Genomic DNA, 18,134 nt, shown 5'->3' on the forward strand with positions numbered 1-18,134 from the left:
GCAATGACGATTCCTAATTTCTAGTAATTATTCACCTTGAACGTCTTGGTTGCATTCTTGGAAGAAACCTTGATGATCTTCAGGCCCTTGTTCTGGATGCTGATATTCAGGCTGTGTCCATCACTGATAAGTTCTTGTTCGAGCTTGCCGGAGACTCCGAAGACCTGAACAGCGAATGGAGCATTGTTTGCGCTGTTTATTGTAATGGATGAGGTACTGCGAACGAGGCTGAATGTGTTTGTATTCAGGATGCGGCCTGCAACAATACCTTCTTCAGGTTTCTTTTCTTCTTCCGGTTCTTCAACATCGCTTGCGATCTTTTCGACTGGGGCTTTCTTGCTCAAGATGTAACCGAGTGCGCCAACGAGCGGAGCGTTCAAGTCGAGGCAGACTTCGTTCACCTGCCATTGGGCTGTGCTATTGCTGTGGCTTCCGCTTGTGAAGTCGCCTGCAATCATACCGCCCAAAAGTTTGTTCTTTTCAGGTGCGCCACCCATGCTGTTGACATCGCGACCTGCGTCTTCGTTGCCATAGTAGCCACGATGATGCGGATGCGTCGGAGCGTTGGCTCCGTTGCGGGTAAAGCCAACAACGTAAGATTTCTTATTGCTGTTGTCACCAAGAAGATAAGCGACGTTCTTTTCGATAGCTTCGTCGTAGGAATTGTCCTTTGCAAATTTGGAGTAAAGTGAATAGAGGAATGCGCCGCCTGCCGGAGTGCGGGTCGGGAACTTTCCTGCGCCACCAGTTTCTTTATTGTAAATACCCTTGCTGTCTACCTGATCGAGGTACATCTTGTCGAGGTAGTTTTGCACACCGGCGTAGTCGCCTAGCGGGTTGAAACCAAAGATGAATTCACCGAGGATGTAAGAGAGCGGGCTTGCGTCAGAATAGCTAAAGCGGGTGAAGCTGTTCTTGTCGAAGTCAATCTTGTCCCAGTATTTTTGTGCTTCGGATTTGTAGGATTCATCCTTGGTCGTACGGTAAAGTTCTGTTGCGGCAAGGAATGGACCATCTTCCCAAATGCCGTTCCACCAACTGGATTCATAGAAACCTTGGGAGTTCGTAACGCCTTTGTGCTTCTTGGCGTATGCAAATGCGGTCTTTGCTGCCTTCAAGTATTTTTCGCGAGCACTTTCATCGGGGTCGATACGAGCCATAACGGCAAGCATAGCGGCTGCCATGCCCGGTGTATAGGCGTCGTCCGCATTGCCTTTGATTTCGCGCGGTTCACCGCCATCGCCGGTTCCGAGCTTGGTCATGACACCTGCGGTAACCCATTTGTTATGGTCCTGATTGCCGTTACCCTTCACGGTCACAAAGTTGTTTTCGTCGATGGCTGCCTTAACCCAAAAGTCTGCTTCGTAGCGGAGTTCTTCCAAAAGGTCGCGCACGTCATTCGGTTTACCGCCTTTGCGGGTGTAATCCTTGCTTGCCTTGTAGTCGGTGTAGTCACCGGTATAAAGGTCGTAGTAACCCTTGGTGAATTCTGCAAAGCTGAGTGCCAAAACGTAAGAGGAATAGCCTTGGGTTTGACCGTACATCACGTGGTCACCGCAGTCGAACCAACCACCACTGACATCCTTGCCATTGTATTTTTCGTTCGTGAAACTGGTGGGGTTGTTTGTTCCGTCGAGAACCCAGTTCGGACCTTGGCCAGAACGCTGGGCGCCAAAGAATCGTGTGGTCATCCATGCGGCTTCGATGTAATCGTCGTCGCTCAATGCAGCCTGGGCGTCGGTGAATGCGAGGCCAAATACAGCAAGGCCTGCTAAAAAAGTCTTTTTTAACATACTCATCCTCTAAGGTTTCCCATCCACACTGTAGCGACCACAATATAATTGTTTTAATGTGATTTTTCACGAAAAATAAAATTCATATTTATGAAACCGCTCTAAATCGGGCTTCTTCATATGTAATTTTTTTATTGCATTTGCTTTGCGCTATTGCTAAAAATTGACAAAGGGGGTATATTGATTACCGGTGTGGGGCTAATTTTATTAGCCCATTTTTGGGTTGGGATGTTTTATGAAACAAATTGTTTCTATTTTCGCATGTGCTGGCTTTTTTGCTGTGGCCAACGCACAGGTTTCTCTTCAGATAGCCTCTGGTGCTTTAGAATCGGCCTATGCCGAATGGGCATCTGACGGTTCCGATAGCTACAACGTCTATTATTCGGGCGCTGGAGCTAGCGATGTCAAGGTAGATGCTCCGCTCATCCGCAAATACGGTTCCAAGTTCCGTGTCGACGTGGTCGGCCTCAAGGCGGGTAGTTACACGCTCAAGGTGGCGTCTGTAAAAGGCGGCAAAGAGACTGCTTCGACCACATCCAAATCGTTAGAAGTCAAGGCGCATGACCGTGCTGGATTCGCGTTTAGCAACGGACATGTTCCGGGCGCCTATAACGCAGACGGTACGCTCAAATCGGGAGCTGTCGTCCTCTACATTTCGGAATCGACGAAGAACACGGTCAAGCTGGATGTCGTCACGAGCAACAAGGGCGCCGTTACGGAAAGTGTGGGCCTCCAAAATATCTTAACTTCGTTCAAGAAGGGCTATGATAAGCGCCCGCTGGTGATTCGTCTCCTGGGAAATGTGACGGACCCCGAAGTGACCGACAAGGGCGACATCACCATCGATATGGGCAAAAAAGAGGGCCTTTCGATGACTGTTGAAGGCATCGGTAATGATGCGACTGCAAATGGCTGGGGTTTCCGCGTCAAAGGAACCCAGGATTTGGAAATCCGAAACATCGGCATTATGAATGTTGATTCCGACGAAGGCGACAACATCACGCTCCAGCAGGATAACCAGTATATCTGGGTCCACAACAATGACTTTTTCTACGGCCATGCGGGTAGCGACAAGGACCAGGTCAAGGGCGATGGCGCCTTGGATTGCAAGCTATCGACTTATGTGACCTTTAGCTACAACCATTTCTGGGATAATGGCAAGTCCAATTTGCTCGGCCTTAAGGAAGGTGCCAATGGGGGCTATTACATCACGTATCACCATAACTGGTACGATCACTCCGATAGCCGTCATCCGCGTGTGCGTTACTACAGCGCTCATGTGTACAACAACTATTACGATGGCAATGCCAAGTACGGCGCAGGCTCTACGCTGGGCTCTTCCGTGTTCATGGAAGCAAACTACTTCCGCAATTGCAAATATCCGATGATGACCTCGTTGCAGGGAACCGACGTCTATGCGAGCGGCACCAAGCGCGATCCGACCAATAACGGTACGTTCAGCAAGGAAGCGGGCGGTACAATCAAGGCTTACAATAACCACATGGAAGGCTCTTACACGTTTATTCCGTATGGCGCAAGCAAATACATTTTGAAGGGTAAAGAAACTGCAATTGGCGATATTGATTCTAAGGTCGATTTTGACGCTTATGTTGTAAGCAGTCGCGAAGCTCAGGTGCCGTCTAGCGTTAAGTCTTACGATGGCGCAAATACGTATAACAACTTCGATACGGACAAGTCTATCATGTACAGCTACACGGCTGATTCTCCGGAACAGGCTGTTGCGAATGTGCGTGCCTACGCTGGCCGTTTGCAGGGTGGCGATTTCAAGTGGACCTTTGACAATTCTGTTGACGATGCCTCTTCGGACGTGAACCAAGCGCTCAAAGATGCGCTCATGGCATACAAGGGTAGCAATGGGGAAGTGATGGAATATTCTTCCTCTTCTAGCGTCATACAGAGTTCATCCTCTTCTAACGTCATCCTGAGCTCATCGAGCGAAGGATCCAGTAACAGTTCTTCTTCCAACGTCATTCTGAGTTCCTCGAGCGAAGAATCCAGTGACAGTTCCAGCAACGAAAAGGTCGAAAGTTCGAGTTCAGAAGGGACGATGGGCTTTGCGAAAGTTATGATGACGAAGCCTCGCGAAATTTATTATGATGCCCGTTCTGCAAGCCTTGTTATAGGTGCCGCAGACATCACCCGTTTGGATATCATCGGTGTTGATGGCCGCCGAGTCAATATTACAGACATCAAGAGCGTAGGCGATGCCCGTGTGCTTGACATGAGCTCGCTCCGTGCAGGGGTCTACATCGTCCGATTCTTGACGCCTCTTGGATTGCAGACCATGAAGTTCGTGAAGAACTAGTTATTGGTCATTGGTTGTTAGTCATTAGTCTTTGGTTGAAGGATCTTTTGGGGGCTTTAAAAAAACTATTGACCATTGACTGATGACTACTGACTTTAGTAAACATTTTTAATCAAAATGCCGTTTTTTGAGCGTTTTTGAATGTTTCCAAATTAATTACAACTATAGTAACCCCATATTATATATCTTTCGCTTGGGATTTGTGATTGCGGAGATTGGGTGTAAACCAAAAGGATGTTTATGAAAAAAGTCTTCGCATTATTGACGTGCGCTGCCGTGACCTCTGCTATGGCAGTGACTGCAAGCCGTGTTGGCCCCGTAAGCACGTACGGTGAACTTAAGGCTAATGGTGGCAAGCTTTCGGGTTCCTGCCCTGAATACGCAAACAAGGCTGTCCAGGTGAAGGGCATGAGCCTCTTCTGGAGCTCGGGCAATACCTATTCTACCGACTTCTACTCTGAAAAGGGCATCAACCGCTTGGTTGACGACATGGGTATCGAAGTTGTGCGTTTTGCTCTTGGTGCCGCTGACGAAAAGTTCAACAGCTCGGGCCGTTCTTACACGACGGGTGGCGAAGGCTTCCAGAAGGCTTTGCTCAAGTCCGTAGTGAACGCTGCTGTCGATAAGGACATTTACGTCATCATTGACTGGCACATCGAATCTTCTGATGGCTTTACTAACGATGCTGTCAAGTTCTTCGAATATGCAGCCCAGGAATACGGCAAGTACAACAACGTGATTTTCGAAATTTGGAACGAACCGACCGGTAGCATGGATGCCGTGAAGCAGCATGCCGATCAGGTGATTCCGGTTATCCGTAAGTATTCCGACAACCTCATCCTCGTGGGTAGCCCGGGATGGTCTAGCCAGCCGGATAACTGCGCTAACGCAGGTATCAACGACAAGAACTATGGCTGCACGCTCCACTTCTACGCAGCAACGCACAGAATGGGCGATGGCGGCTATAACAAGGCTGCGGAATCTGCAATGGGTAAGGGCGTTCCCGTGTTCGCTACCGAATGGGGTACCGTCAATGCCAATGGTGATGGCCAGCCGGATGAAGGCTCCAGTAACCAGTGGGTAGAATGGATGGCTCAGAAGGGCGTGTCCTGGACGAACTGGAACGCTTCTGCTATGAACGAAACTTCTGCTGCATTTGCTAATGCCGTGTTCGAAAACGGTTTCACCTACACCAATTCTGGTAAGTACGTCAAGAGCAAGCTCGGTGGCGCATCTTATAAGGATTGCGGCCTCCAGAATGGTGATGCCGAAGAACAGTCTGGCTTCTCTACGGGTGTCGCAAACGGTGCTTCGACTTCTATCCTCGATGACTTGGAAGATGGCGACCGTTATGGTTACCTCGGTGGCGCTTGGGCTGCTGTTGAAGACCAGGAAAATGGCGGTGCAAGCTCCATTTCTAACGAAAAGATTGAAGATGACTTTGGCAACACGACCTATAAGGTTGTCTACCCGGTCAGCGGCGACAACAAGAATACGTCCAAGTATGTTGCAGCCCTTAAGGATGTAAAGATTGGTAAGGGTTCCCTTACTTACGGTCCGTACATCAAGATGTTCCTCACGCTTTTGAAGGAACCGGCAAAGGATTCTCCGAAGGCTTATGCAGACTTCTCCAAGTGCAAGACCATCAAGTACAAGTACAAGGGAGCAAGCCATAACTTCGCTATCGAAACGACCGATGTTACTGACTACAACTATCATCGCGTGAACAAGGACGCTTCTGAAGGTTGGAAGGAAGTCGAAATTACGACGGACATGTTGAAGCAGGAAACTTGGGGTGATGATTCTCGCTCTAAGCCGATCAAGATGGAAAATGCAACTCGTCTTTCTTGGGAAATCAAGGGCCTCGAAAAGGTTCCGGACGATATGAACCAACCCAAGTATCCGTACCTCTATGTGGATGACGTGAAGTGCGACGGTCTTTCCTTCACTGCCGTTAGCGGTGGTGCTAGCGAAAATCCGAAGTCCTCTTCTAGTGCTGCAGTTGGTCAGAGCTCTTCTTCTGTTGTTGCTGGTTCTTCTAGCAGCGCAAAGGCAACTTCTTCTTCTAGCGCAATCGTTCCGGGTTCTTCTGCTACGATTACCTACAAGACTGTTGTCGATATCGACGACGTCGAAGATCTTGATGAAGTTCTCAAGACAAAGGGTACCTGGTATGCTTACACGGATAAGGAACCGGGTGGAAAGTCCTCTATTTCTAACGTCTATGACCAACAGCTTGGCGGTTATGTGGTTGCCTTCCCGGGTACACAAGATCCGACGAATGGTACCAAGGGCTTTGTTGGCTTGAAGGACATCAGTTGGGATCAGGGAACCTACACGGAAGCTCCGTTCGTGGCTCTCGGCCTCAATACCAATGCTGATACCTCCAAGGGTATTGACTTGAGCAAGTGCGGTGCTATCAGCTACCGTTACAAGGGATCCGCTCATACCTTCAAGGTTCAGGATGGTTCTGTGACGGACTACGCTTACCACGAATATCCACTTGATGATTCCCAGGATTGGAAGACCATGGTCATCAATGTCGAAGACATTGCTCAGCCGAACTGGACTCAAGATCCGAAGGACCTCAATTGGGGTGCTATCAAGAAGATGGCTTGGGAAGTCATTGGCTACAAGGGCATTGTTTATCAGCCGACAATCAACTACCTCTATGTGGACGACCTCAAGTGCGTCGAAGTCCCGAAGGTCGGCTTCAAGACGGTTGCACGCGCTGCTAGCGGCATCAAGGTTGGCATCAAGGGCAACATGCTCAATGTGAACTTCAAGCAGGCTGGTGAAGCTCGTATCCAGGTGTTCGATATGATGGGTCATGTTGTCGAAAGCCATGTTGATTATATGAGCGCTGGCGTTCATCAGGTTTCTCTCAAGAACCTGAGCAACGGCAACTATGTCGTGCGTGTCATGATGAATGGCTCTGCAAAGACTGCTCGTATCTCTATCAAGTAAGACTGATTGCGCTCCCCGCGGAGCGCTTAAGTAACCATCAAAAACGCCCCGGACAAACTGTCCGAGGCGTTTTTGCAGTCTCGTCATCCTGACGCCGAAGGCGGAAGACACAGGCTGTCACCCCGGATTTATTCCGGGGTCGCCTTTTATTCAAGGTTTCTCTGTAGCACTTCGCATTTTGCCTTAGCCCACTCTTCAAAAGTATCGTCGGCGAGGTGGTCCTTCGCCTCTTGCATCAAGTGCAGGTAGAAGTGCAGATTGTGGATGCTGGCGAGCGTGTAGCCGAGGGATTCCCCGGCATGGTGCAGGTGGCGCAAGTAGGCGCGGCTGAAGTTTCGGCAACAGTAGCAGTCGCAATTGGGGTCGACCGGCTTGTCGTATTCTTCGGCATGGCGGGCGGCCTTGTAACGGAGCACGCCTTCGCTTGTGAAGAGCATGCCGTTGCGGGCGTTGCGCGTGGGCATCACGCAGTCGAACATGTCGACACCGCGACCGATCAATTCCAGCAAGTTCCACGGCGTTCCGACGCCCATCACATAGCGCGGGTGGTCTGTAGGCAAGTAGTCTGTGCAGAAGTCGGCAATTTCGTACATCGTTTCGGTCGGTTCACCGACGGAAAGTCCGCCCATGGCGTAGCCATCGGGGCCGAGTTCTGCGATGCGTTCAATCGCCTGCTTGCGCAAATGCGTGTGCATTCCGCCTTGGATAATGCCAAAGAACTGCTGATCGTAACCGTGAATCGGCGGGTGATCTTTGAGCCATTCCATCGCTTCGGCGGTCCAGCGGAGTGTGTAGTTTAAGCTGTGTTCCGCTTCCTTGACCGTGCTTGGGTACGGTGTGCATTCGTCAAGTGCCATGATGATGTCTGCGCCGATTTCGCGCTGGGCGTTCATCACGCTTGCCGGGCTAAAAAAGTGCTTGGAACCGTCCAGAATGCTTCTGAATTCAACACCTTCGGGCTTGATCTTGCGAAGTTCCTTCAAACTCCACACTTGGAATCCACCGCTATCCGTGAGCACCGGGCCATTCCAGCTCATGAACTTGTGGATGCCGCCTGCTGCAGCGATTTTTGGCGTTGTGGGGCGCAGGTACAAGTGGTACGTGTTTGCGAGGATAATCTGGGCCTTGATGTCTTCCTTGAGTTGAGCGGGTGTTACGGCCTTTACGGTCGCTTCGGTGCCCACCGGCATAAAAATTGGCGTTTGGATGTCGCCATGGTCAGTGTGCAAAACGCCCAGACGGGCCTTGGATTTCTTCGACGTCTTTTTCAGTTCAAAACGGTTCATGCATGCAAATGTAGAATTTTATGGGATGGTGGGAAAGGGCGCCAATGCAAATAAAAAAGACTCGATTTTCATCGAGTCTTTTTCTGCGGTCGGACAGACTTGAACTGTCATGAGATTGCTCCCACTAGCACCTCAAGCTAGCGTGTCTACCAATTCCACCACGACCGCGTGGTCCTTAGCGGAACGAACACAAAGATAGTATAATTTTTTGATTTTGGAAACTCTTGTTGAAAAATAATTGAATTTTTTTTTGACAATGTCTCCCCGGCCTCTGTGCCGGGGTCGGCATTTTATTTGTTATTCCCGCCTCCGAGCGGGAATCTCCCTTCGTGCAAAAATGAAAAAAGACTCGATTTACATCGAGTCTTTTTCTGCGGTCGGACAGACTTGAACTGTCATGAGATTGCTCCCACTAGCACCTCAAGCTAGCGTGTCTACCAATTCCACCACGACCGCGTGGTCCTTAGCGGAACGGCACAAATTTAGTATAAAACTTTTAGCTTGTAAAGGGGGTTGCGCGCTTTTTTATCAAAAATTTTTACACCTCCGCAACAAGCTTGTCGAAAACCTGTCCGCGGACTTTGTAGTTCTTGAACAGTCCAAAGCTTGCACAGGCGGGGCTCATGATGACCGTGCCGCCTTTGCCGATGTTGAGGCTATCTGCAAAAGCTTCTTCGAGCGTGGGGAAGATTGCTGTCTTGATTCCCGCTTCGTTGATACCGGCCTTCTTCAAGTCGGCGAGCATGCGTTCGGCGGTGGCGCCAATAAGTGCAATACGCTTCAAGTTCGGGCGTTCCTTCACCAAGATGTTCGAAAGTTCCGTGAAGTCGGCATTCTTTTCGGAACCACCCAAAATCAACGCAAACGGGCGCGTCATGCTTGCGGTGGCTGCGATCGTTGCGTCCGGGCGTGTTGCGTAACTATCGTTGTAAAATTCAATGCCGTTCTTTTCGCCTTTGAATTCCATGCGGAAGGGGAGCGTCTCGTAGCTCTTGAGGGCTTCGAATGCATCGGCGATGTTAACGCCTAATGCCTTGCATGCAAGTGTTGCTGCAGCCATGTTTTCGAGCTGATAAATACCACGAACCTTGCAATCAGCGAGGTACAAAGTTACACCATCAATTGTAAGTGTTGCTCCGTCAATTACGGCATCGCCGTCACCTGCACTTTCGCCATCCTTAAGGCTTACCGCATACTTTGTCTTGGCCGGGCTTTCCGATGCAATCTTTGCAGTCGGTTCTGCATCTTTCAGATAAACGCATGCTGCATCACGCTTTTGCCAACGCACTAAATTAGCCTTTGCATCGCGGTATTCTTCGACTGTCTTGTGCCAATCCAAGTGCTCCGTCGAAACGCGCAACACAACGCCTACATCCGGCGATACGGACAAAGTCATTAGCTGAAAACTTGAAAGTTCCAAAATGCTGATGCGGTCCGGAGTCTCGTCTTCAAGTAAGTCCAATGCCGGTACGCCAAAGTTTCCGCCAATAGCGTTCGCCTTGCCGCATTTGTCCAAAATGTGGCTAATCATGCTCACGGTTGAGCCCTTACCGAGTGTACCCGTGACGCCAACCACCTTTGCAGAACGAGTTTGTTCTAAGAACAGTTGAATTTGACTCGTCATGAGGCCGCCGTTCATCTGGAAATGGAACAGCTCCTTGCTCATCGGATAAACGCCCGCTGAACGCACAACGGTCACGCAGTCCTTGAGTCCGTCCAAATAGTTTTCGCCGCTGCTAACCTTGACGTTTACGCCTGCGGGCACATCCGGAAGTGTCACTGGGTTCTTGTCCATCACGACAATGTCCTTGATGCCTTCGCGGAAAAGATAACGCAACGTGCTCTGGCCTTCGACGCCAAAGCCTAAAATACCAACAGGAGAAACGAGTGAGTTTTGCATAAAAATCCTTGATGTAATTCCAATTAAAATTTAGCAACCCTTACCAGCAATGGGCTCTCTGACCAATCATTAAATGGGTATTGGGAGCTCGTACTTTTTTATACTAAAGTATGTTACTTTATTTATAAAAAATCCGCTCTCTTTCGAGAACGGACTTCTGAATGCGGTCGGACAGACTTGATTCAAGTCAATCTAATCTTTTACTTGGCTTTCTTCTTGCCTTTCTTGGCCTTCGGGGCTTCTGTCGGAGCAGCAGCTTCAGGAGCCGGAGCGGCTTCAGCCTTTACTTCGGCTGCAGGTGCGGCCGGAACTTCAGCCTTCACTTCAGCGGCAGCCGGTGCAGCAGGAGCTGCTTCAGCCGGAGCGTTGAACGTTGCCGGGAGAACCGGTATTTCCGGAGCCTGTTCGGCTGCGTTTTCACGAGTAGCCTTCTGCATGGTCGATTCTTCAACAGCCTGATCCTGCTTAGCCGTGATGAGGCTGAGTGCGAAAACCACGATGAAGAAAATCACAGCAACGACACGGGTCAACTTCTGGATGAAGGTCGCTGCGCCGGCGGTAGAAAATGCAGATTGCGAAGTCATGCCACCGAGACCTGCCAAACCGCCCATCTTGTCGTTCTGAACGAGAACGAGGAGAGCAAGGAAAAAGCAGAGAAACACGTGGAGGACGATCAATACCCAAAAGAGAGTTGTCATTTGTGACGATCCTTTCGTTAAAAGTTACTTGGCTTCAGCTGCGTCGATGATTTCCTTGAAGGTGTTGGCCTTGAGACCTGCACCACCAATCAAGCCACCGTCGATATCCTTCTGAGCGAGGAGGCCAGCAGCGTTTGCACCCTTCATGGAGCCACCGTACTGGATGCGCATGCCTTCAGCAACAGCTTCGCCGTAGATTTCCTTAACAACAGAGCGGACATAAGCCTGAGTTTCTTCAGCCTGTTCGTCGGTAGCGGTAACGCCAGTACCGATTGCCCAAACCGGTTCGTATGCGAGAACGCACTTTGCAGCGTCTTCAGCAGAAACGTCCTTGAATGCGCCCTTGACCTGGAGGCCGAGAACTTCCTTCAAGATGCCGCCGTTGCGCTGGTCGAGAGTTTCACCAATGCAGATGATCGGCTTGAGGCCTGCTTCGAGAGTCTTCTTGACCTTGAGGTTCACAGTTTCTTCCGTTTCGTGGAAGTACTGGCGCTGTTCGGAGTGACCGATAATCACGTATTCTGCACCGATTTCCTTGACCATGTCGATGGAAACCTTACCGGTGTATGCGCCCTGGTCCTTCCAGTGGATGTCCTGGATAGCGAGCTTCACGTTCGTGCCCTTCACGACGTCTGCAACCTTAGCAGCAGCGAGGTAGGTCGGAGCGATAACGACTTCAGTCTTCTTCACGTCCTTGACAGCTTCAACGATGTCCTTAGCGAGCTGAACGGATTCGCTAACGGTCTTGTTCATCTTCCAGTTACCAGCAATAATATACTGACGCATGATATAACTCCTTGAGAGGTTTAAAATTTAACGCGCGTAAATGTAGAAAAACCTCTTTCTGCTGTCACCCCGGACTCAGTTCCGGGGCCGCCTTTTTTATAAAAAAAGCCCCTCGGCGGTTAAACCAAGGGGTGCAGTTTTGTTTAAGTACTAGTGTTCGTAGTTGCTCGAACGGCTAGATGTTGGCGGAGGAGATCCACCATAGCGGTCGCCTTCGATCTTGTCGAGAACCTTTTCGCCTTCGTAGCCTTTCAGACGAGCCTGTTCCGGATATTTCCAGAACAAACGAGTGATAAGCTTACCTTCGCGTGTGAAATATTCCCAGACCATGCCATCTGCAGTTTCATGATCGGGAGGTCCCCACAGGAGGTTCACCATGTCGGTTGTCATGCCTTCTTCGATGTAGCCTTGCTTGAAGGTGTTCTGCAAGTGCTTGTCGATGCCCATGCTTTCCTTGGAAATGAAGTACTCGCGTTCGTATTCGTTCTGGCCTACGCCGCGTTCAATCAGCACAGGGGAGGAATACTTGTTGTTTGTACATCCAAAGAGCATGAGTGCACCGAAGGAAATAGCGCACAGATGTGAAAATTTCATTGGATCTCCTTGTAATAGATGACCACAAAATAAGAATTTATTGCGCAAGTAGCTAAATAATTTTTAGATTTTACACTGAAATGAATAAGATTAACGCTTTGTTTAAAATTATTTTACTTAATGTGGCTGTTTTAAGCTCCTTGAGCTTTGGCGCAATTGGGCGTGACCAGTCCAATTTAGTCGGGCTCCGTTACGGACCGAACCTTTCTTGGGGTGGAATGGTGAATACTCCGATTGTGTGGGGGCAGTGGGTTCCGCAAGCTGCGGTCGGGATGCGTTATACCTGGCTTGAGCCTTTGGCGCCTCTGAACTATGGAGACCCTATTGGCTTTGCTTCTGCTTATCTCAGAATGGACGCCTCTATTGAAGTGACTCCGTTCTATGGCGGGTATCGTGCCGGGCTTGGTCTTCGTCCTTTCAGAATCAACCCGCAGATTGAATTCAATTTTGTCTATGAAAGCTATTTCTATTTCAAGTCCAATTTGGAAATGGTCAATGCCGATGTGAAGGGCGGTGGCCATATTGCTGAAACATGGAACTCCGATTACATTTTGGACAATGTTGGCAAATCGAATTCTGACTTTGACTACGCCCAGCTTTTCGATATGAGTATCGATTTTAGCTATACATTCCCGCATGGTGGCATTATTGGCATTGGCGCCCATTATGTTCTATCCGATATCAGCACCGATTTCGAGGGCAAAAGCTACGACTATGAACGCAATATTCCTGTGTTCAGCCGTGATTACATCATTGAATTGCAATCATTCGGACGTTTCCCCGTCAATGATCTTGTATCCGTCGTTTACGATGGCATGTATATAAAAACAGGGCTTTTGCGCAGCGGTGGTAGCGTTAAAAAAGAATCCCTGAGCTATCGCATGATGCTTCTGGGAGCGCATTTCTCTTGGAAAGAGGGTCTTCGCAATGTTGTCGTTAAGGCCGGTATGTGGAGCCGTGACAAAAAAAGATTCTATAACGGATCATTCGCTCAGCAGCTTTTGGTTCAGCTTGAGTATGAGGGGTATTTTTCGTTCCCCTTCCACAGTAATTTTTCCAAATAACTTGGGAACAGGCAAGAGAATCTTGGGCTTGACCGGTTTTTGCAACGGATCGGCCTCAAGAGCTTTTTTAGGATAAGCGGACTGGATCCAGAGGCTTCCGCTGTAGTCTTCACTCGATATGCTTGCCAATGTTGGGAGCATTTCGCCAGCGTAGGCTTTCCAGTTAGCAAGGGAAAAGTAACGGGGCTTCTTGGTGACTCCGCGCATTACGACCTTTTCGGGGGTGGGGAGGGAATCTACGACTACGCTCCACCAGGTGTTTGATGCTGCTGTAGCAAGGACGTTGTTGTTGATTTCTTGCTTTGTGGAGTCCGGACACTTGAAGTAGCCGTTCGCCAAAAGTTCCAGGTCGTCTAGCTTTAAGGGTGTTTTGCCGATATTTTCTCTGAGGTGGTGGAGGCCGAGTTGCCTCTTTACTTTCCCCTCTTCGAATTCCATGTAGCGGAATTTGCCTGCGGTAATGTAGCTGAACGACGGGCTGTCGTTTAAGTTGACAAAGAACGTGTCTAAGGCGTCGCTATGATGGCGCCATTCGATGGAAACGCTCGTCCTGTTTCTTTCTTCGTTGACGAACTTTCCGTTGATGTTGACGATTATAGACGAATTGGTCAAAAGCCGCGGACAGACTGTTTGTTTGGCGTTTTGAGCCAAAATAGGGATGGTCGATATACAAATTGCAAGTATCGTCTGTTTTGCGCCTTTTATCATACAATTAATATAAGTAAATGTTATTGCATCCTGTTAAGCAAGAATGGTTAATAATACGTAAATTTAGTATAAAAGAAAACCCCAGCGCTTCCAAAATGGCTAAAAAAGGAAGAACCGGGGTTTGTTTTTTTTCAGGAAGAAATGTTATGCTTCGTCCGGCATGCTTTCGCCTTCGCCATCGTCACCGATGTCTACGGAATCGTTTTCGCCAAGCTTGAAGAGTTCCACGTCCTTCATGCTTTCACGAATCTTCTGTTCGATTTCGTTGCAGAGGTCGGTGTTGTCCTTCAAGAACAGGCGGGTGTTTTCGCGACCCTGGCCAATGCGTTCGTTGTTGTAGCTGAACCAGGAGCCGCTCTTCTGGATGATATCCAGTTCGCAGGCGAGGTCGAGGATGGAGGCTTCGCGAGAAATGCCAACGCCGTAAAGGATGTCGAATTCGCACTGGGTAAACGGAGCAGCGACCTTGTTCTTCACGATCTTCACGCGGGTGCGGTTCCCGATGACTTCTTCGCCGTTCTTGATGGCGGCGATGCGACGGATGTCGATACGCTGGGTGGCGTAGAACTTGAGTGCATTACCACCGGTAGTCGTTTCCGGGTTGCCGAACATCACGCCAATCTTCATACGGAGCTGGTTGATGAACAACATGCAGGTGTTCGACTTCGAGAGAATGCCGGTGAGCTTGCGGAGCGCCTGAGACATGAGGCGGGCCTGGAGGCCCACGTGGTTGTCGCCCATTTCACCATTGATTTCTGCTTGCGGGACGAGGGCAGCCACAGAGTCTACGACGATGATGTCGATGGCGCCAGAACGTACGAGCGTTTCGGCAATATCAAGAGCCTGCTCGCCGGTATCCGGCTGGGAAACGAGGAGCGATTCGATATCCACGCCGAGCTTGCGGGCATAGACCGCGTCAAAGGCGTGTTCAGCGTCGATGAATGCTGCAACGCCGCCGAGCTTTTGCGCTTCGGCAATGGCATGCAATGCAAGCGTTGTCTTACCGGAAGATTCCGGTCCATAAATTTCGATGATACGTCCGCGGGGGAATCCGCCTACGCCGAGAGCCATGTCCAACTGGATGCAGCCCGTCGGAATGACCGGGATGTCTTCGACCGGTTGCTGTCCGAGAGCCATGATAGAACCTTTACCGTAATTCTTTTCAATCTGGGCAATTGCTGCTTCGACTGCTTTTGCTTTTTCGCTGGAAAGGTTGCTGGTGGGTGTAGTAGTTTTCTTAGCCATTGTAGACTCCGTTTTTATCCTTGTTTTTTGTTAATATACTAATTAGTGAACTTTTGTGCAAGTGCTTTTTTGGCTATTCAGTAAAAAAAGAAGCTTGCTCATTATCTTATACACGCTTTTTTCACGGATTTGTCCACGATTTCCTGCAAAAATTTCGCAAAAGGCTTCATTTTGCAAACTATTGGCGACACACATCCATACTGTACCGACGGGTTTTCCCGGTTCTGCACCGGTTGGTCCCGCAATTCCCGAAGTGGCAACCGCCCATTCGCAATGGAATGTTTTGCGGGCGCCTTCGGCCATGGCTTTTACGGTCTGTTCGCTGACAGCGCCGTATTTCTCAAGAATTTCGTTGCTTACCCCAAGCATTTCGTGCTTGACTTCGTTCTGGTAGGCTACGATTCCACCCTTGAGAATCGCAGAGGAACCAGGCTCGTTGACGATGCTCGATGCGATAAGCCCGCCCGTGCAGGATTCCGCCGTTGCCATCATTTCTCCGCGCTTGATCAGTTCTTCCTTGATCTTCATGGCCAGTTCGTGAATTTCGTGTTCGATATTGATTGGTTCGTTCATCATTACACCCATAAGTTAAAAACATTAAGTGTCAAAAACAGACATTTTAATAAAATTTTTAAAAAATTGTCATTCCCGGCTCCGACCGGGAATCTCTAACGTGTGTTCTCATTTTGTCATTCCCGGCTCCGACCGGGAATCTCCATCATGTGACGCAAAAATTAAATAAATTCCAGCCTTTGCATCTCTTTGCTCTAGCGTTGCACGTATAAACTTTTTTCTATATTCGCCCTCAATGATAGCGAAAACCTTCATAATGGCGCTTTTGGTGCTTTGTTCGTCTCTTTTTGCAGAGGCGACTGCTCCGGTTGCTGTCTCCGACTCGGTTCAGCGGAGTGCGCCCGATTCTACCCGCAGCCCAGTGGAGGTTGCCGCAGAGGCCGATGACGAGTCCGACGATGAAGATGTCCCGGAAGCGCCCGCCGATGAAAGTTTCGAAGTCTCCACAACTCCTCTATTGAGGGGCAAAACAGGCATCGAAGCTATCGACACGCTTCCCGTGAACGAATGGGATATCCCGACCAAGCGCAATTCGCTTAAATACGCCATGCTTTTTAGCCTGCTTCCTGGTGGCGGTCAATATTATACGGAACATTATGTCCGTGGTGGATTCTTGACAGGAATTGAAGGCTTGCTAATCTACGATGTTTTTTTCAACAGGTCGTACCAGCGCGATAGACTTTTAGATCGTGCTCGTCCCTTCCAAGATTCTGTCCGTTACTTTACTTCGAAGATTATGGAAGGTCCTCGTGATAGTGTCGCTAAATTCCATGCAAAACGCCTTGAGTTCCTTGAACGCGTTCGTGCGCAGAGCGATAAAAAGATGGAACAGGAAGATGTCTGTAAAGCCGAAGTCGCATGGCTTATAGGCGTTCATCTTTACGGAATGTTCGATACGTTCGGCATTTGGTACAACAACAATTATCGAAGTACGGAATATCGCGATATGAAAACGGCGCTTCTTTGGGCAATCTTGCCGGGCGGTGGTCAAATTTTCAATCGTGATTTTGGCAAGGCCGGTCTAGTTTACATGGGTATCCTTGGTGCAATTGCAAGTGTTTCTACGTCCCAGAACATGGTCAATTATTACCTTGATCGTAAACACTTGGTCGAAAAAGAAAACCCGAAGTCTGAGGAATTCGATCGCATTAAGGAACGTGTAACGTACTACCGCAAAAACCGCAATACGTACATTTGGGGTGGTGTGTTAATTTACTTGTACTCTATCGCCGATGCCGCTGTAGATGCGCTTCTAAGCGATTTCGACAGCCCCTTGCACATGGCTCTTCTCCCGAATTTCGAAGGCGGCGCCCAAGCCATCATGACGCTCGATTTTTAACGTCTCGTTTTCACACTTTGTCACCCCGGACACGGTTCCGGGGTCGCCATACACAATCGTCTACGCTTTTTCCATATTGAGCGTTGGCATTGGTATGCCATCGTGAATCTTCGTAAACGTTCCGTGGTACTTCCCGTCCTCGTTACGAGTAAATTCAAAACGAGTGACCATGGCATAAGAGAACATTCCCTCAACAAAGACCTCATCTGGCAGTCCGCAACGGGAATGTTGTAATGCGGCGATTACGCCTGCATGCGTAATGCAAAGGAATTCTCCATCATCGGGGAGAGTATCCAAGAACTTTCCGGCGCGTTCGTCAATGTCGTAAAAGTTCTCGCCTTCAGGGAATCTGAATCCGCGAAGGTTGCTTGTCCAGGCATGCATCTCCGAACGGGGCACCGCGGTTAGCTTTTGCCCTTCCCATGTGCCAAAGTTGAGCTCTATAATAGCCGGTTCCTTTTCGACAGGCAAGCCCAGTAGCTTTGATGCTTTGTCTGCAAACTTGGTGCAGCGGATGAGCGGGCTCGAAAATAAGCGAGTCGGCTTGGCGTCCGCTTCGGTAAGAGCCTTGAGTGCTTTGTCGGATTCGTCATCAAATGTAGGGGAGACGTCGAAGTCCAGTCTTCCGTAGCAAACGTCATTGGGGTTGTAAGGCTTGGTATGTCGAATCGTCCAAAGAATCATGATATTAGTTGGTTATTAAATAAAAAACGCCCTTGGCGGGCGCAATATAAAAAAATCCTAGGCTACCTGAGCACATAAAGATCCGCAAGTCCGTTGCTGCTTTCGCCCTGGCGAGTTGCCCGCAAATAATCATTGCGCAGGGCCTAGGACCCGCAAATATAGAATCAAAGT

The 18,134-nt window shown here is 49.3% G+C and carries 14 protein-coding genes, 2 tRNA genes and 1 other RNA gene; 4 read left to right on the plus strand and 13 right to left on the minus strand.

The genetic code is table 11. The features are described from left to right. Nucleotides 1-20: 20 nt before the first annotated feature. Nucleotides 21-1,793 (minus strand): glycoside hydrolase family 9 protein, encoded by a 1,773-nt coding sequence (locus BUQ91_RS02450; protein WP_074208025.1) that lies wholly within the window; start codon nucleotides 1,791-1,793, stop codon nucleotides 21-23. 235 nt (nucleotides 1,794-2,028) lie between these two features. Here BUQ91_RS02450 and BUQ91_RS02455 point away from each other — a divergent pair, with 235 nt between their 5' ends. Next, a complete protein-coding gene (locus BUQ91_RS02455; protein ID WP_072827330.1) occupies nucleotides 2,029-4,119 on the plus strand; it encodes a pectate lyase family protein in 2,091 nt (696 codons plus the stop codon). A 240-nt stretch (nucleotides 4,120-4,359) separates the two neighbouring features. Beyond that, complete coding sequence (locus tag BUQ91_RS02460; protein ID WP_254842213.1) at nucleotides 4,360-7,086, plus strand: cellulase family glycosylhydrolase; 2,727 nt, start codon at nucleotides 4,360-4,362, stop codon at nucleotides 7,084-7,086. A gap of 146 nt (nucleotides 7,087-7,232) precedes the next feature. Here the strand turns inward: BUQ91_RS02460 and tgt are convergent, their stop codons facing one another. The 7 genes from tgt to BUQ91_RS02495 all read right to left on the minus strand — a co-directional run bounded on the left by tgt (nucleotide 7,233) and on the right by BUQ91_RS02495 (nucleotide 12,350). Continuing rightward, the gene (gene tgt / locus BUQ91_RS02465) at nucleotides 7,233-8,372 is read right to left on the minus strand and encodes a tRNA guanosine(34) transglycosylase Tgt (RefSeq protein WP_072827328.1); all 1,140 of its coding nucleotides are present in this window, start codon (nucleotides 8,370-8,372) and stop codon (nucleotides 7,233-7,235) included. A gap of 84 nt (nucleotides 8,373-8,456) precedes the next feature. Beyond that, nucleotides 8,457-8,540 (minus strand) — tRNA-Leu (locus BUQ91_RS02470). 204 nt (nucleotides 8,541-8,744) lie between these two features. After that, nucleotides 8,745-8,828: transfer RNA gene (locus BUQ91_RS02475), tRNA-Leu, on the minus strand. 82 nt (nucleotides 8,829-8,910) lie between these two features. Continuing rightward, on the minus strand, nucleotides 8,911-10,272 hold the full coding sequence (gene murD, locus BUQ91_RS02480) for a UDP-N-acetylmuramoyl-L-alanine--D-glutamate ligase (protein WP_074208027.1): 1,362 nt from the start codon (nucleotides 10,270-10,272) through the stop codon (nucleotides 8,911-8,913). A 200-nt stretch (nucleotides 10,273-10,472) separates the two neighbouring features. Continuing rightward, a complete protein-coding gene (gene secG, locus BUQ91_RS02485; protein WP_074208028.1) occupies nucleotides 10,473-10,970 on the minus strand; it encodes a preprotein translocase subunit SecG in 498 nt (165 codons plus the stop codon). Between the two features lie 24 nt (nucleotides 10,971-10,994). Further along, the gene (tpiA, locus tag BUQ91_RS02490; RefSeq protein ID WP_072827325.1) at nucleotides 10,995-11,756 is read right to left on the minus strand and encodes a triose-phosphate isomerase; all 762 of its coding nucleotides are present in this window, start codon (nucleotides 11,754-11,756) and stop codon (nucleotides 10,995-10,997) included. A 150-nt stretch (nucleotides 11,757-11,906) separates the two neighbouring features. Continuing rightward, nucleotides 11,907-12,350, minus strand: a complete 444-nt coding sequence (locus BUQ91_RS02495; RefSeq protein WP_072827324.1) for a hypothetical protein — start codon at nucleotides 12,348-12,350, stop codon at nucleotides 11,907-11,909. Nucleotides 12,351-12,430: 80 nt separating this feature from the next. Here BUQ91_RS02495 and BUQ91_RS02500 point away from each other — a divergent pair, with 80 nt between their 5' ends. Further along, entirely contained in the window at nucleotides 12,431-13,414 is a 984-nt protein-coding gene (locus tag BUQ91_RS02500; protein WP_072827323.1) for a hypothetical protein, read from the plus strand. Here BUQ91_RS02500 and BUQ91_RS15485 read toward each other — a convergent pair. The 3 genes from BUQ91_RS15485 to BUQ91_RS02510 all read right to left on the minus strand — a co-directional run bounded on the left by BUQ91_RS15485 (nucleotide 13,334) and on the right by BUQ91_RS02510 (nucleotide 15,943). After that, nucleotides 13,334-14,026 (minus strand): hypothetical protein, encoded by a 693-nt coding sequence (locus BUQ91_RS15485; RefSeq protein ID WP_175566588.1) that lies wholly within the window; start codon nucleotides 14,024-14,026, stop codon nucleotides 13,334-13,336. The genes BUQ91_RS02500 and BUQ91_RS15485 overlap by 81 nt on opposite strands. A 240-nt stretch (nucleotides 14,027-14,266) precedes the next feature. After that, nucleotides 14,267-15,367 (minus strand): recombinase RecA, encoded by a 1,101-nt coding sequence (recA, locus tag BUQ91_RS02505; RefSeq protein WP_074208029.1) that lies wholly within the window; start codon nucleotides 15,365-15,367, stop codon nucleotides 14,267-14,269. Nucleotides 15,368-15,409: 42 nt separating this feature from the next. After that, a complete protein-coding gene (locus BUQ91_RS02510) occupies nucleotides 15,410-15,943 on the minus strand; it encodes a CinA family protein (protein WP_175545415.1) in 534 nt (177 codons plus the stop codon). Between the two features lie 232 nt (nucleotides 15,944-16,175). Between BUQ91_RS02510 and BUQ91_RS02515 the strand changes: the two genes are divergently transcribed. After that, a complete protein-coding gene (locus BUQ91_RS02515; protein ID WP_139299674.1) occupies nucleotides 16,176-17,279 on the plus strand; it encodes a DUF5683 domain-containing protein in 1,104 nt (367 codons plus the stop codon). A 60-nt stretch (nucleotides 17,280-17,339) separates the two neighbouring features. Here BUQ91_RS02515 and BUQ91_RS02520 read toward each other — a convergent pair whose 3' ends face one another. Both BUQ91_RS02520 and ffs read right to left on the minus strand, forming a co-directional pair. Next, nucleotides 17,340-17,963 (minus strand): histidine phosphatase family protein, encoded by a 624-nt coding sequence (locus tag BUQ91_RS02520; RefSeq protein ID WP_074208031.1) that lies wholly within the window; start codon nucleotides 17,961-17,963, stop codon nucleotides 17,340-17,342. A gap of 52 nt (nucleotides 17,964-18,015) precedes the next feature. Then, an RNA gene (gene ffs, locus BUQ91_RS02525) (signal recognition particle sRNA small type) lies at nucleotides 18,016-18,112 on the minus strand. Between the last annotated feature and the right edge of the window lie 22 nt (nucleotides 18,113-18,134).

This window comes from Fibrobacter sp. UWB11 (genome assembly GCF_900143015.1).
Lineage (GTDB): Bacteria > Fibrobacterota > Fibrobacteria > Fibrobacterales > Fibrobacteraceae > Fibrobacter.

What these genes read in the sequence shown, in the direction of transcription:
- tpiA (WP_072827325.1), bottom strand. Translation starts at nt 11,756, where the DNA reads ATGCGTCAGTATATTATTGCTGGTAACTGGAAGATGAACAAGACCGTT.
- BUQ91_RS02510 (WP_175545415.1), bottom strand. Translation starts at nt 15,943, where the DNA reads ATGATGAACGAACCAATCAATATCGAACACGAAATTCACGAACTGGCC.
- BUQ91_RS02450 (WP_074208025.1), bottom strand. Translation starts at nt 1,793, where the DNA reads ATGTTAAAAAAGACTTTTTTAGCAGGCCTTGCTGTATTTGGCCTCGCA.
- BUQ91_RS02520 (WP_074208031.1), bottom strand. Translation starts at nt 17,963, where the DNA reads ATGATTCTTTGGACGATTCGACATACCAAGCCTTACAACCCCAATGAC.
- BUQ91_RS02500 (WP_072827323.1), top strand. Translation starts at nt 12,431, where the DNA reads ATGAATAAGATTAACGCTTTGTTTAAAATTATTTTACTTAATGTGGCT.
- BUQ91_RS02495 (WP_072827324.1), bottom strand. Translation starts at nt 12,350, where the DNA reads ATGAAATTTTCACATCTGTGCGCTATTTCCTTCGGTGCACTCATGCTC.
- murD (WP_074208027.1), bottom strand. Translation starts at nt 10,272, where the DNA reads ATGCAAAACTCACTCGTTTCTCCTGTTGGTATTTTAGGCTTTGGCGTC.
- recA (WP_074208029.1), bottom strand. Translation starts at nt 15,367, where the DNA reads ATGGCTAAGAAAACTACTACACCCACCAGCAACCTTTCCAGCGAAAAA.
- tgt (WP_072827328.1), bottom strand. Translation starts at nt 8,372, where the DNA reads ATGAACCGTTTTGAACTGAAAAAGACGTCGAAGAAATCCAAGGCCCGT.
- BUQ91_RS02515 (WP_139299674.1), top strand. Translation starts at nt 16,176, where the DNA reads ATGATAGCGAAAACCTTCATAATGGCGCTTTTGGTGCTTTGTTCGTCT.
- BUQ91_RS02455 (WP_072827330.1), top strand. Translation starts at nt 2,029, where the DNA reads ATGAAACAAATTGTTTCTATTTTCGCATGTGCTGGCTTTTTTGCTGTG.
- secG (WP_074208028.1), bottom strand. Translation starts at nt 10,970, where the DNA reads ATGACAACTCTCTTTTGGGTATTGATCGTCCTCCACGTGTTTCTCTGC.
- BUQ91_RS02460 (WP_254842213.1), top strand. Translation starts at nt 4,360, where the DNA reads ATGAAAAAAGTCTTCGCATTATTGACGTGCGCTGCCGTGACCTCTGCT.